This is a genomic window from Pectobacterium betavasculorum, assembly GCF_000749845.1.
GTDB classification, from domain to species: Bacteria; Pseudomonadota; Gammaproteobacteria; order Enterobacterales; family Enterobacteriaceae; genus Pectobacterium; species Pectobacterium betavasculorum.
This window is the reverse complement of the sequence record NZ_JQHM01000001.1, coordinates 1,204,832-1,218,021: the sequence shown is the minus strand read 5'-3', so window position 1 is coordinate 1,218,021 and position 13,190 is coordinate 1,204,832. Positions and strand designations below refer to the sequence as shown.

Below are 13,190 nucleotides of genomic sequence, written 5' to 3'. Positions count from 1 at the left end.
CCACATTATGGAAAGCAGTTAGTTAGCCCGTTTGGGCTTCAGGAGTCGTTAATGAATAATTATTACCACCAGGACAGACACCACTATTCATCATTAGAATGCTCCCCGCCACCGTCGGGCTATTCCACGCCTGCGGCTGAGGATATTCACTCATCGTTGTCGCCAATCATCAATGTCATTGCTCCTCTCAATGTTGACATCGTTCTTGAAGGTGAAACCGGTACAGGGAAAGACACGCTGGCAAACCGGATCCATCGACTTTCGCAATGCCGCGGTCCTTTGGTGGCGGTGAATTGTGCCGCCGTGCCGGAAAATCTGGCTGAAAGCGAGCTGTTTGGCGTGGTATCGGGGGCGTATACGGGGGCTAATCGCTCTCGCGCCGGTTATCTGGAAAGCGCGGACAAGGGAATTCTGTTTCTGGATGAGATCGATAGTATGCCCATGACGCTGCAAGCCAAGATGCTACGTGTGTTGGAAAACCGCGGTGTTAAGCGGTTGGGAAGTACCCAGTTCACCCCCGTGGATATGCGCGTGATTGTGGCAACGCAAACGCCGCTGTTGCAACTGGTAGAAAAAGGGTTGTTTCGGCGCGATCTTTATTTCCGCCTGGATACGGTAAAAATTCAGCTACCGACCCTGCGTTCCCGCAGCGATCTCATTCTGCCGCTGTTTCAGCGTTTTAGTCAGGAAGCGGCGGTACGCCTGAGAATGGCGCAGCCACCGATGACGGCGGAAATTTATGAGCAGTTGCTGACCCACAACTGGCCGGGCAATATTCGTGAACTGAAAGCGGCAGCGGATCGCTGGGCAATGGGGCTGTCGCCCTTGGCTGAGATTCAACCGCTGTTGCATCCATGCCCTTTGCAGCTCAAAGATCGTTTAAAGCGGATTGAAAAATTTCTGATTCAGGATGCGCTACGCCGCCACGATCACTGTATTGACGACGCTCTCGTAGAGCTGGGGATCCCCAAACGAACACTCTATCATCGTCTGAAAGTGCTGAACGTGACGGCGCGAGAAATGTGCGCAAGTGGTGGGGAAGCCTGTCAGGCATGATGGCTGAATGTCGATGGGTTATCTGCGGGATACGGTAGCCGATAGTGCAGGCCTACTTTTAACTGTAGACCTGCTGTCAAGTTACGCCGTTTCTATCGGTGGACACGGATAGTGATGAATGTCAGGTAGATCGCACAATGCCACTGCTTTACCGAAATACCATCCTTGTATTATCGCTGATGGGCACTGTTGCAGGATGTAGGCGGCCTGCTCGCGAGTTTCTACCCCTTCGATGATCACAGGAACATCCAGTTTTTTGATCAGGGTGAATAGCAGATCCGCCATAGCGGCATTAACCGAATCCGTACCAATGGCACCGACGAAAACCTTGTCGATCTTGATCATATCGAACGGTAAGTGGCTCAGATAATCGAGGTTGGAATAGCCCGTGCCGAAATCATCAAGCGCAACTTTATATCCTGAACGTCGCAGAGCCTCTAGACCGTTGGCCAGCGTCTGATGCGATGTACTCGACCGCTCGGTGAGTTCTAACATGATACGCGCTCTGTCTATCCCCAGTTCGTCACTCATCTGCTGTAGGAAGTGATGATAGTCAGGTGAAACAATATCGGTTACTGACAGATTAATACTGAGAAGGAAGGGGGTCTGCTGCGTGAGGTACGGCTGCATATCATGCAATGCCTGACGTGTAATAATCCGTGTCAGCTCCGCTAAATAACCCATTTTTTCCGCAATGTTGATGAAATACTCCGGCGATACGTTGTCGCCGCGTTCGTTTTTCCAACGAGCCAGTGCCTCTACGCCAATAATGGCGCGCTGTGGCAGGCTGATTAACGGCTGATAATGTACCTGAAACCGTTGGTGTTTGATCGCACGTTTTAACTGTGAGGGTAAAGCATGGTGCCGATCGTAGTAGAGCTGATAGGACAGGGTAAAACTGGCACCGATAAGCGCCCCGACAAAAAACAGGGCGGCGATGACATACCACGGACGATACAGGATACCCGCAGAATCCAACTGAGACAGTACGCAGATATCCCGGTTAGGCACACAGAAAAACGTCTGGCGTTTTCCCATGGTCAGCCACTCGTTATTCTGTTGCTGTGTCTGCCTGAACGTGGGCAGGTCGATGTTGCCAAATGTTTGATAGACATGGTCCAGATTACGTGTGAGCAACATTGCGCTGTGCTCGGCCGGTGGCTGGATGAAACGGCGAAATGCGGCAGCGGCGGTGATGGTGACCACGTCGTTGAGGCTTGCCATATCTGCGGTAATTCGTGGGTCAACCACATTCTTCATTGCAGTCCACAGTTGCATGCCATCGGGCGTCGTCAGGTCCGGCGGTAGCAGATAGATCGGTGGAGTGAGCATGCCCCAGCCCGCGGAACAGATGAGGTAGTTGTTCTTGATACGCCCGATATCGCGTAGATAAACGGAGTAAAAAGAGAGCAGGCGTAATTCTTTTAGATCGGCGCTGGAGCAAGGGACATTATTCAGCGTCAGCACCCGGTTAATGGTTTCCCGGGCTTCATTCGCGACGGCGGTTCCCTGATTGAGCACCTCCTGACTATAGCGCAGCAGTTGTGTCTGCTCCAGCCTGGCGACAATGGCTTGCCCAAGTAACAAGGCCAGCAGTGCGCTGCCAAGCGAAATTGAAACCAGTCTGAACCATAATCCAGCATTCGTCGTTAAGGCGAGCATAGCGATCATCCGGCAGTATGACTGAAAGAAGAGTGGCATAGATTCAGATATCGCATCCTTGCCAACCGTACCGCGTTTATCAGCCATTATTGAGGAGAAGAATGGCGTAAACGATCCTATAAATCAAAAACACGGGTTGCCTTCAAGCAGGCGTAATTCGTATTTTTGCTATTTTAAAGGAAAATGATCTCTAGCTAACGATAGGAAAGGTTGATAAAAACAGGCTAGTTCTTCCCCTCGAACATAATTTCCCGAAAAATTTCCTCTCTCTGGGAACTCCTTCAGCCCGATATCTACTTAATGAATGAACAAGATGACTGTATGTACAGTATGACAGTTCACTACCATAAACATTCATCATATTTGGAGATATATCATGGCATTAGGACTTTCTCAGATTGCATCTCAGTCGGCTTCTCAGGTTCTGGATACCGCGATGGCGGGCTCGCTGAATCGTGCAGCGGGCGCTCAGGCTGAGAAAATTGGGCTGGATACGGAAAACTCGATTCTGGATGGTCAGATGGATTCTGCATCCAAATCATTGAACTCCGGGCAGAAAGCGGCGAAAGCCATCCAGTTCTGATTGTGAACCAACGAGCCGGAGCATAGCTCCGGCTTTATTTTTATTCCGTTCGCGATGGAATACACACCATGAAAATCAACCACGCTACTACGCTGCCTCAGCCGGGAAATGCTCTGCTGGCAGACAATGGTACGCCTCTTTCGTTTTCCGCCAACGATCAGGATGTGTCCTGGTTTAGCGCGGCGCTGTCGCCGGCACCGATCACGGCAGAACGCGGCAACAGCCAGTGGCTGGGCGCGTTGGCGGAGAAATCTCAGGGACTCAACGGCGTCTTCAAATCTGCTGAACGCGACATCAGCCAGTCTATGCGTTCCAATAATCCTAAGGATGTGCTGGATGCGACCCGAACACTGTCGTCGTTCTATCTGGAAAGTCTGCTCAGTGCCAAACTGGTGGCGAAAAGTGTGCAAAGTCTGGAAAAACTCACCAACTTACAGTAACTGCCTATGAAAATCGATAAGCGAGTATTTCTTCTGCTGATCGGGTTATTGGCTGGCTGCGGCGAGCAAATCGAGCTGAATCGCGGGCTGTCGGAGAATGATGCCAACGAGGCGATTTCAATGCTTGGCCGTTACCAGATCGGCGCAGAGAAACGGGTGGACAAAACCGGCGTGACGCTGGTGATCGATGCAAAAAACATCGAGCGTGCCGTCAATATTCTTAATGCGGCGGGGTTACCGAAGCAGTCGCGAACCAATCTTGGGGAGGTCTTTCAGAAAAGCGGTGTGATCTCGACGCCGTTGGAAGAACGCGCTCGCTATATCTATGCCTTGTCGCAGGAAGTGGAAGCGACGCTAGCGCAGATCGATGGTGTGCTGGTCGCGCGAGTGCACGTGGTTCTGCCCGAACGTATCGCGCCCGGCGAACCGGTTCAACCTGCTTCAGCGGCGGTGTTTATTAAATATCGCGCCGAACTGGAGCCGGATGGAATGGAGCCGCGTATTCGTCGGATGGTGGCCAGCAGTATTCCCGGTCTGTCTGGTAAGGACGATAAAGAACTGGCGATCGTTTTTGTTCCGGCAGAACCGTATCAGGACACGATCCCCGTTGTAACGCTGGGACCGTTCACGCTGACGCCGGATGAGGTGCGTCGTTGGCAGTGGATCACCGGGCTATTTGGCCTAATGCTGGCTGGGCTATTAGGCTGGCGCATTGGCACGCCTTACCTGCGACAATGGCAGCAGAAAAAAGCGAGGGCGTCGTCGTCACAATGACAACACAAGATCAAACCAGAGCGCACGAATCGGATGACATCACACCGCTTGCGTGGTTGACCTGGTGGATAAAAGACTGCCTGTTACAAGCTGACCCGAGCTGGTGGGCTGGGGGCGTTATATTGCCAGATTCGCCGCAGCGTCGCGACTGGCTGCATGTAAACGCCGTGCAGCTTAATCACTATTTTTCTCTGTCGCCGTTGTTACCGCCGGATCCGCTTGCTTCGCTGATGCAAATGGGGATGCTGGATACGGCGCAGCGGGAAACGGTGTTGCGCCTGATGGCGCAGGTGTGCCAGCCCAGACGTGAACCGAATCACGCTGACGCAGAAGCCATATGGTGTGAGCGGCTGGCAAAAGCGTTGCGCCCGGGTTTATGGCTACCGACATCGGTTGCGTTTTCTGCTCAATCGCCGTTGGAGCCCTCCGTATCACGCTATCAGGACGCATTGACGCTGCTGCGCATTCGCTATGGCGAAGCGTGCTGGTCGCGTCTGCGGTTGCTCTTTCCCCGAGACTGGGGAACACGTTGCGATGTCCCTACTGTGTCATTGCCCACAGCCAGACTCCATGCGCTGTGCGACGCCCTAATCTGGAAAGCATCATCCCCCGTATAACCTTCCTCATTTTTTATTCATTTTGCTAAGGACGAAGCATGCTGACGACAAAGACGTTTGTGACATTACCTGGTGCAAGTCGAGATGAAGCGGTGATTATTTCAGCGGAGCGGGTCGCGGCGCATCGCCGCAGTCGGACACTTTGGGAAGAGGCCACGGTACAGGCGGATACGATCGTGATACAGGCGCGCGAACGTGCCCGAACGCTGTGTGAGCTGGCGGTAGAAAACGCAGAAGCAGAGTTTTGGCAGCAGGCAAACGCGTTATTGCAGGGGATGCGGCAAGATCGGATACACCTTGAGCAGACCATGGTTACGCAAGCGGGGCAGTTGCTGCGCGAGGCACTGGCGCATTTACTGGATAAAACCTCTGCGCCGTCACGTCATCACGCCTTACTACGGCAATTGCTGAAGCAACAGCAGGGAGAGAGTCGGGGAACGTTGTACTGCCATCCTGCCCAGCTTGTCGATGTGCAGCATTGGCTGGACGCGCATCCGCATTTGGAGTGGCGTCTCGCCAGTGATGAGGCACTGGATAACGATGCCATGAAACTGATCACGACACATGGCGTGATGTCGTTGAGCTGGCGGCAGGCGACAGCGCAACTCATCCCTCCTGAGTATCCCGCTGCCATGTGAAATCATCGTTTGCCGATGGGAACTGCACGCCGGGGTTAACCACTCATTATCAGGTCAGCGACCGAAACCTGTTTTGTGAGAAAAATACCTTATGAGGAGAACGTGCTATGTCCCTTAACCCCATTCAGCGCCGCCTTGATGCGCACCTGGTCGATTCGCAGCAACAACTGGATGATATTGCGCTGAATGTTGCCGAAGGCGGGGCCAGTCAGGCGGATAGTTACGCCTTTTTTGAAGCCAGTATGGATTATTCCAATGCTAGCTGGGCGGTCGGACAACTGCTGAGCGTTAAACACGGCTTGGCAAAGGCCATCATTAATGACTTCAACTGAGTTGGCCGTGATGTTGGAACATTGGTTAAACGGTGGGGCGTCGACGCTGAAACTGGAGATTGACGGGGGCGCGGTGACGATGGTGCGCCAGTTATCGGGCGTGGCATGCAGCGCAGCCATTCCGCTGCCTGCGCTGCCGGATGAGCTGATGTTGAAACGAGCATTACAGTTGGCCGACGCCGCCCACGCGCAGTTTCAGGACGATACCGCCGTACTTTCGCTTTCACCGCAGGATGAGCAGTTCTGGCTATGGATGCGACCCGATGCCGATGACGTCATGCAACTGTGTCGCAACCTGGAAACCCTACTTAATCAGCGGGACGTCTGGCTGAGCCTGCTCATGCCGCGCGCAAAAGTACCCGTTTCCGCCCCACTTAATCTAAACACGCTGGCTTTTTTGCAAGGAGAACGACATGCGTAAGGGATTGATGCGTAATGGATCTTATAGCATTTTGCTGGTGATCTATCGCTGGTTTTGCTGGGCGGTAGTGCTGATGGGGATTATCCCCGTGAACGGGATGATTTCGCTGGCACATGCCGCCACGCCAGCCGACTGGAATAAGGGCGCGTATGCGTATTCTGCCGAGCAGACGCCGCTGTCGGCAATGTTGACGGATTTTGCCAACAGCCACGGCGTGGATTTGGTATTAGGCAATATTGTTGACAACGAGGTGACGGCGAAAATTCGGGCGGACAACCCCACACTGTTTCTCGACAGACTGGCGCTGGAGCACCGCTTTCAGTGGTTTGTATATAACAACGCATTGTATGTCAGCCCGCAGGATGAACAGGCATCGGTGCGTCTGGAGATCTCACCGGATGCCGCGCCTGACATCAAACAGGCACTCAGCGGTATCGGGCTACTCGACTCGCGCTTCGGCTGGGGAGAATTACCTGAAGAGGGCGTGGTGCTGGTCACCGGGCCGCAGGCGTATATCGATCTGATCCGTAATTTTAGTCAGCAGCGGGAAAAGCAGGACGAACGACGTAAAGTGATGATTTTCCCGCTTCGCTATGCCTCCGTATCCGACCGGACGCTGCAATACCGCGATCAAAAAGTTACGATTCCCGGTGTTGCGACCATTCTCAATGAGCTGATGGACGGTCAGCGTGCAGCCCCGGCGGGTGCATCAGGCCCGATGCCGGTACAACCGGATACGGGCATGGAAGCCATGCGGGACAGTACGCGTTCACTAATGACCCGGCTGGCAACCCGCAATAGTCCGGGGCGTAGCGGTGAGGCGTCAGGTCGCACGACCTTAAGCGGCAAGATTTCCGCTGATGTACGCAATAACGCGCTGTTGATTCGGGATGATGAAAAACGCCGGGCTGAGTATCAGCAACTCGTCGAGCATATCGATGTACCGCAAAATCTGGTCAACATTGATGCCATTATTCTGGATGTGGATCGTACTGCGCTGTCGCGGCTGGAAGCGAACTGGCAGGCGCAGCTCGGCAATGTGAGCGCAGGCAGCACGATGATGATGGGGCGAAGTACGCTGTTTGTCAGCGATTTCAAACGCTTTTTCGCCGACATTCAGGCGCTGGAGGGGGAAGGGACCGCTTCCATTGTCGCCAATCCTTCCGTGTTGACGCTGGAGAATCAGCCCGCGATTGTCGATTTCAGCCGGACGGCGTTCATCAGAGCCACTGGTGAGCGCGTCGCGGACATTCAGCCGGTGACGGCTGGCACCAGCCTGCAAGTGACGCCGCGGGTGATCGGTGAAGGCGCACAGCGCAGTATCCAATTGGTTATCGATATTGAAGACGGTCAGGTCGAGACAGGGCGTGAGGGGGAAGCCTCTGGTGTGAAACGGGGCACCGTCAGTACACAAGCATTGATTGGTGAGAATCGCGCGCTGGTGTTGGGTGGTTTTCACGTCGAGGAGAGCGGTGACCGCGATCGCCGCATTCCGATCCTCGGCGATATCCCGCTGCTCGGGAAACTGTTTACCTCAACGCGTCATGAAGTCTCTCGCCGCGAGCGCCTTTTTATCCTTACGCCTCACCTTGTGGGCGATCAAACCGATCCTACGCGCTATGTTTCTTCCGTAAATCGCCAGCAGTTGAATGGTGCCATGAACCGCGTGGCGCAACGCAACGGTAAAACGGATCTCTATAGCCTGATTGAAGGCGCGTTTCGCGATCTCGCCAGTCGCCAGCTTCCTGCCGGGTTTCAGGCAGACAGCAAAGGTGCGCGACTGGGAGAGGTGTGCCGCTCACAGTCGGGCCTGGTCTATGACAGCTCGCGCTATCAGTGGTACGGCAACGGCCAGGTGCGGCTGAGCGTCGGCGTAGTACGTAACGGAGGGACGCAGCCGCAGCGTTTTGATGAAGCTGCCTGTGCCAGTAGCCGCACGTTGGCGGTGGCCGTGTGGCCGAAAACAACGCTGGCACCAGGGGAATCCAGCGAGGTGTTTCTGGCTTTGCAACCCGCGCTAACGCCTCAATCAACCCGACGTAACGTGCTGATATCTCAGTAGCGTTCTCTCTGTCTGTTGACAAGTCTGGGAATGTTAACGCCCTTCCAATCCTCTCGCGGGTAAAGGCTGAGAGGGGCATATGAGGCAGCATAAATCGGTTCATCAACTCACTCATCCTCATGATTGTTTCAAATTACATCATCAATAACTACAGGACATTCTTATGAACGATAAAGCACTGTTAGTGGCGCTGATAACACTCCTATTAAGTGCCTGCAATGCTCCGCGGCAGGTAGCCAACTGTGCTTCTGTTACCTGTCGCCCACAGCCTGAAACGCGACAGCTCATCATCTGGTGGCAGCCCGATCTGCGCAGCGGACCAGCGGATTACAGTAAGGTTAGCGTGGATGAGTGAGTCAGCGGAAGTATTCGACAATCAGCATGACTTTCTCTCGGCGCTGGAAACCACTCCGACGGCCTATTGGCCAGTACAACCGGCCGTCACCCTGTGGTTTACGGCAGTGTCGGCGCAGCAGGCTGCACTCATCTTAATTTTAGCTCCCGCCCGATATTATCCCGGTATGCTGCGGCAAATGTTACACCGCCGTTTTCTCGATGCCGATGCATTGTCTGCATGTAGCCTGAGCCTGGATGAACGGCAAAATCTGCGGTTACGCCGCGCGTTACCTACATTGACCGACTCGGCTGCGGCGATCGACGAACTGTGGCATTTAGCCGATCTGCCGCGGTGCTGAGATGTGAAAAAGTCATGCGTTTTCGTGCAGGCAACTGGAACCGTATAGGCCAGAAAATCACTTAATGGGGGAGTGTCACAATTACGCGGGCTGACCGCACATCCATTGGCGCTTTCATAACCTATTTACTCATTGAGGAAACATTATGCTTAATTCTCTTGGTGGCGGTACTTCTTTGCAAATCACGATCAAAGCGGGCGGTAACGGCGATTTATTTCAATCTCAGTCTTCACAAAATGGCGGAGCGCCCTCGCAGTTGGGGTTGGGTGGCCAGCGTAGCAATATTGCAGAACAGTTGTCCGATATCATGACGACCATGATGTTCATGGGCAGCATGATGGGCGGTGGTCTCGGTGGTCTCGGTGGTATGGGGGGCGGTTTGGGCGGTGCGCTCGGTGGTTTGGGAAGTAGCCTGGGCGGATTAGGTGGCGGCCTGCTGGGGCAAGGCCTTGGTGGTGGTTTGGCTGGTGGTCTCGGCAGTAGCCTTGGCAGTGGATTGGGCGGTGCGCTCGGCGGTGGTTTAGGCGGTGCGCTAGGTGCCGGTATGAATGCCATGAATCCATCAGCAATGATGGGCAGCCTGCTGTTTAGTGCGTTGGAGGATCTGCTGGGTGGCGGTATGTCACAACAACAGGGGGGCCTGTTTGGCAATAAACAGCCTGCATCACCGGAAATTTCGGCGTATACCCAGGGCGTTAACGATACGTTGTCCGCGATTTTGGGCAACGGCCTGAGTCAGGCAAAGGGACAGCATTCACCGCTACAATTGGGTAACAACGGTCTGCAAGGCTTGAGCGGCGCAGGGGCGTTCAACCAACTGGGTAGCACGTTAGGGATGGGGGTTGGGCAAAAAGCTGGTTTGCAGGAGCTAAACAACATCAGCACGCACAATGACAGCCCGACCCGTTACTTCGTGGATAAGGAAGATCGGGGAATGGCGAAAGAGATTGGTCAGTTTATGGATCAATATCCTGAAGTCTTCGGCAAGCCGGAATACCAGAAAGATAACTGGCAGACGGCGAAGCAAGATGACAAGTCCTGGGCCAAAGCGCTGAGCAAGCCAGATGACGATGGCATGACCAAAGGCAGCATGGATAAATTCATGAAGGCTGTCGGCATGATCAAGAGCGCGGTAGCGGGTGATACCGGCAATACCAACCTGAATGCTCGTGGTAACGGCGGGGCTTCTCTGGGTATTGATGCGGCGATGATCGGTGACCGTATCGTCAATATGGGGCTGCAAAAGCTCGCCAGCTAAAACGAAAAACTACCGGGAGCAGGGCGGAAGCTCTGCTTTCTTGTTATTCGTGTTAATGAAATTATTTCGATTAAAATCAATTGGTTTACTCAGGTTTTGTCCTTTCTTTGTGCTATTAGCTCTGTGAGCATCTTGTTATTCTTTATGCGTACTTTCTCAACAGGAATAGCGTCAAGGATGCCACATGGAACGTTTTATGACTCTTCACACCACTTCAATCCTGCGACCTTCTTAATCTCCATCGACCGAATTTTTGCTTAACGTAAACTTTTTACGCATTCCACCTCAGCGCGTTTTAGCCAATATGGAGCCTTATCAACGCCGTATTTTATTAACGTAAACAAGGAGAGGCCGATGGCAAACAGTACAGGATTACAGTTCACCGTAAAGGTTGGCGCGCTGGCGGCAGGCACCTTTGCGGTGGTGGATTTCAGGCTGGATGAGGGGCTGAACCGGCCTTTCAGCCTGTCACTGAGTCTGGCGAGCGCGGCGCGGTGCTCGACCAGCCGTGCGAGCTGATGATTTGGTATGAAGGTGAGCTAAAGCGTCGGGTCAGCGGGATTATCAGTGGGTTCACGCAGGGCGGTACCGGATTCCGGCGCACGCGCTATCAGGCGGAAGTGCGTCCGGCGCTGTGGCGATTAATTGCCTATCTTGATCTCTGGCACCTGTTGATAGGAAAGAATGATTTATGCCTGATATTTGTCAACGCAAACGCTGAGAAAGCCAGCACAGGCCCCCTGGCTGGCTTTTCCCTAGTGTGGTATGGCGCAACTATTACATCTGACGCACCGCAATACAGCGATCGGCGATTAGGCGGGCGATCCAGAATGCGGTCTGCGCCACGTCGCTATGTAGCCCATTTTCCGTATGGATATCGGCCTGATGCAAGAAATCCTGCTCCAGCGAATCCACAAAGCTATCGAACTCGAACTCACCCCGTCGCCGCGATCCGGATTGGTTAAGTACCGTGTTCAACTGTGTTCTCACGAGATAAATAGCTTGGGTGAATGATTCACGCTGAGCAGGCGTAATGTATCCACCTTGTCTGGCAAGATCTGCCCAGCGTGTTGGTGCGGGGAATGTCATTGTGTTTGGCATCTTAATTTACCTGCAAATTGGCGGAGTCTGGCACTTTGTAGTGATTATTAACGTTCGTCAGGTTGATATTGTTACCTTTGACGTTCAATCCTTCACTGTCGCTTTTCACGAACGAGAACTTGCCGTTTTCTGCGTCAATGTTACTTAGGTTCAAATTCCAGTCGCCCTGTTGTCCACCGTTGGTGCGCACGAACGTGCCGAAATCTTTCGCTTTGAAGTTATCGATAGTCAGGTTGGCATCAGCATTCAACTGGAAAATCTTATCAGATGCGCCTTGAGCGCTACTGTTGGTAATTTCCACGTTGGCAGGTTTACCGCTGTTTGATTTCACCGTCAGTGCATCTTCACCGACGTTGGTCCAATGCACGTTATCAATTTTGGCATCGCCGCGAACGTGTACGCCGTCTGCCGCATTGTCACCAAACACCACGTTTTTCAGTGTTGCGCCCGGAGCCAGTTCAAATACTGGCTTCTGACCTTCAGCCTGACCGCCGTCACCTAATTTACTACCAGCGGTAAAGGTTTTACCTCCGCCGTCAAAGGTTTCGCCGGGGCCAACTTTAATGGTTTCATTTACCACTGTGGCATCATCGCTGGCTGTTGGGAAAGCAACCGAGCCAGCACCTGCGGTTGATGTCGTCGGTGATGCTGCCGAACCACCCCCAACGCCAGATGGTGTGGCCGTTAGTGGAGCAGGTGCTGCACCGCCGCTACCGCCAACGGGCGAAGAGGGGGAAGATGGTGCGGCAGGTGAACCACCGCCACCACCGGATGAGGACGGCGCACCCACTGACGGCGATCCGCCGCCTTGTGACGAGGTGTTACCTTGCGGCTGGCCGAATTCACCTTTCTGTGAATCCATCAGATTACCGATCAATTCCAGCAGAGCTTTTAACAGATCGTTGCTGTTCAGTTGGCCACCACCGTCTGCCGTTGGATTGATCGCGTTATCTAACGCGCTGCCTGCCGAATCTTGCAGTAGGGAACGGCTCAGATCTTCTGGATTTTGTGCGCTTCCAGCACTGCCAGTACCGGATGAACCGTTCATCGGTGAGGCTCCGTTGTTACCACCTGCTGCGCCTGACGAACCAGAAGAGAGTGGATTTCCCGCTTGGCTATTTTTGCCTGGAATCAGCGCTTCCAACAGTTTCATCAGTATATCGGCAGGGCTACCGCTTTGCCCTAACGCTGAACTCCCCCCATTGCCTGCTCCAGTCTGCCCTTGCGGGCTGCTGTCTGTTGATGAGGAGGTATTGCCTTGTGGATTGGGCAGAAGGGCACTTAACAATGTGCCCAGCGCTTCCATCAACTGACTATCTTGCTGCTCAGAACGTGGTGATGCGCCGCTGTTACTGCCTGAAAGTGGGGAGTTCAGACCTGTCGATGACAGGCCTGCACTGGGTTGTATGCTGAGTGTAATCGTCATATCAGCCATAACATCTCCTTAAAAGTAAAAAGTGATGGGTTATTAACAGGCTTACGTCTGTTGCGTATTAAGTGCGGTGCTGTGTGATGTGGTTCCCGATCGGGGAAGAGAAAGGTGATGGGAAC

Annotated in this window: 15 protein-coding genes and 1 pseudogene; 13 read left to right on the top strand and 3 right to left on the bottom strand. The window is 53.6% G+C overall.

The annotated features are described in order from the left end of the window. Positions 1–51: 51 nt before the first annotated feature. Positions 52–1,056: a sigma 54-interacting transcriptional regulator gene (locus tag KP22_RS05545; protein ID WP_039299604.1), complete on the top strand. Its 1,005-nt coding sequence runs from the start codon at positions 52–54 to the stop codon at positions 1,054–1,056. 81 nt (positions 1,057–1,137) lie between these two features. Here KP22_RS05545 and KP22_RS05540 read toward each other — a convergent pair whose 3' ends face one another. Then, the gene (locus tag KP22_RS05540; protein ID WP_039323488.1) at positions 1,138–2,718 is read right to left on the bottom strand and encodes an EAL domain-containing protein; all 1,581 of its coding nucleotides are present in this window, start codon (positions 2,716–2,718) and stop codon (positions 1,138–1,140) included. Between the two features lie 376 nt (positions 2,719–3,094). Here KP22_RS05540 and KP22_RS05535 point away from each other — a divergent pair, with 376 nt between their 5' ends. The 12 genes and pseudogenes from KP22_RS05535 to KP22_RS21515 form a co-directional block, all read left to right on the top strand. Further along, on the top strand, positions 3,095–3,301 hold the full coding sequence (locus tag KP22_RS05535) for a type III secretion system major pilin HrpA (RefSeq protein WP_039299607.1): 207 nt from the start codon (positions 3,095–3,097) through the stop codon (positions 3,299–3,301). Between the two features lie 68 nt (positions 3,302–3,369). Next, positions 3,370–3,741, top strand: coding sequence for an EscI/YscI/HrpB family type III secretion system inner rod protein (locus KP22_RS05530; RefSeq protein WP_039322930.1), 372 nt, complete (start codon positions 3,370–3,372; stop codon positions 3,739–3,741). 6 nt (positions 3,742–3,747) lie between these two features. Beyond that, entirely contained in the window at positions 3,748–4,515 is a 768-nt protein-coding gene (sctJ, locus tag KP22_RS05525) for a type III secretion system inner membrane ring lipoprotein SctJ (protein WP_039322928.1), read from the top strand. Then, positions 4,512–5,132: a hypothetical protein gene (locus KP22_RS05520; protein WP_039322925.1), complete on the top strand. Its 621-nt coding sequence runs from the start codon at positions 4,512–4,514 to the stop codon at positions 5,130–5,132. The genes sctJ and KP22_RS05520 overlap by 4 nt, the downstream gene beginning before the upstream one ends. Positions 5,133–5,170: 38 nt before the next feature. Continuing rightward, the gene (gene sctL, locus KP22_RS05515) at positions 5,171–5,770 is read left to right on the top strand and encodes a type III secretion system stator protein SctL (protein WP_039322921.1); all 600 of its coding nucleotides are present in this window, start codon (positions 5,171–5,173) and stop codon (positions 5,768–5,770) included. A 107-nt stretch (positions 5,771–5,877) separates the two neighbouring features. Next, on the top strand, positions 5,878–6,102 hold the full coding sequence (locus KP22_RS05510) for a type III secretion protein HrpF (RefSeq protein WP_009112566.1): 225 nt from the start codon (positions 5,878–5,880) through the stop codon (positions 6,100–6,102). Next, positions 6,089–6,523, top strand: coding sequence for a type III secretion system chaperone (locus KP22_RS05505; protein WP_039322918.1), 435 nt, complete (start codon positions 6,089–6,091; stop codon positions 6,521–6,523). The genes KP22_RS05510 and KP22_RS05505 overlap by 14 nt, the downstream gene beginning before the upstream one ends. Beyond that, complete coding sequence (sctC, locus tag KP22_RS05500) at positions 6,516–8,585, top strand: type III secretion system outer membrane ring subunit SctC (protein ID WP_039299623.1); 2,070 nt, start codon at positions 6,516–6,518, stop codon at positions 8,583–8,585. Before KP22_RS05505 ends, sctC begins: the two co-directional genes overlap by 8 nt. Positions 8,586–8,748: 163 nt before the next feature. Next, on the top strand, positions 8,749–8,940 hold the full coding sequence (hrpT, locus tag KP22_RS05495; protein ID WP_039299625.1) for an HrpT family type III secretion system protein: 192 nt from the start codon (positions 8,749–8,751) through the stop codon (positions 8,938–8,940). Next, a complete protein-coding gene (locus KP22_RS05490) occupies positions 8,933–9,280 on the top strand; it encodes a hypothetical protein (RefSeq protein ID WP_039299627.1) in 348 nt (115 codons plus the stop codon). Before hrpT ends, KP22_RS05490 begins: the two co-directional genes overlap by 8 nt. A 145-nt stretch (positions 9,281–9,425) precedes the next feature. Next, positions 9,426–10,538 carry a type III secretion protein HrpN gene (locus KP22_RS05485; RefSeq protein WP_039299630.1) on the top strand — a complete coding sequence of 371 codons (1,113 nt, stop codon included), beginning with the start codon at positions 9,426–9,428 and terminating at the stop codon, positions 10,536–10,538. Positions 10,539–10,892: 354 nt separating this feature from the next. Further along, positions 10,893–11,182 (top strand): annotated as a pseudogene (locus KP22_RS21515) (contractile injection system protein, VgrG/Pvc8 family); the annotation flags it as partial. A gap of 133 nt (positions 11,183–11,315) precedes the next feature. Here the strand turns inward: KP22_RS21515 and KP22_RS05480 are convergent. Both KP22_RS05480 and KP22_RS05475 read right to left on the bottom strand, forming a co-directional pair. Beyond that, positions 11,316–11,639 carry a hypothetical protein gene (locus KP22_RS05480; protein WP_039299632.1) on the bottom strand — a complete coding sequence of 108 codons (324 nt, stop codon included), beginning with the start codon at positions 11,637–11,639 and terminating at the stop codon, positions 11,316–11,318. A gap of 1 nt (position 11,640) precedes the next feature. Next, positions 11,641–13,074, bottom strand: a complete 1,434-nt coding sequence (locus tag KP22_RS05475; RefSeq protein ID WP_039322915.1) for a pectate lyase — start codon at positions 13,072–13,074, stop codon at positions 11,641–11,643. Positions 13,075–13,190 lie beyond the last annotated feature (116 nt).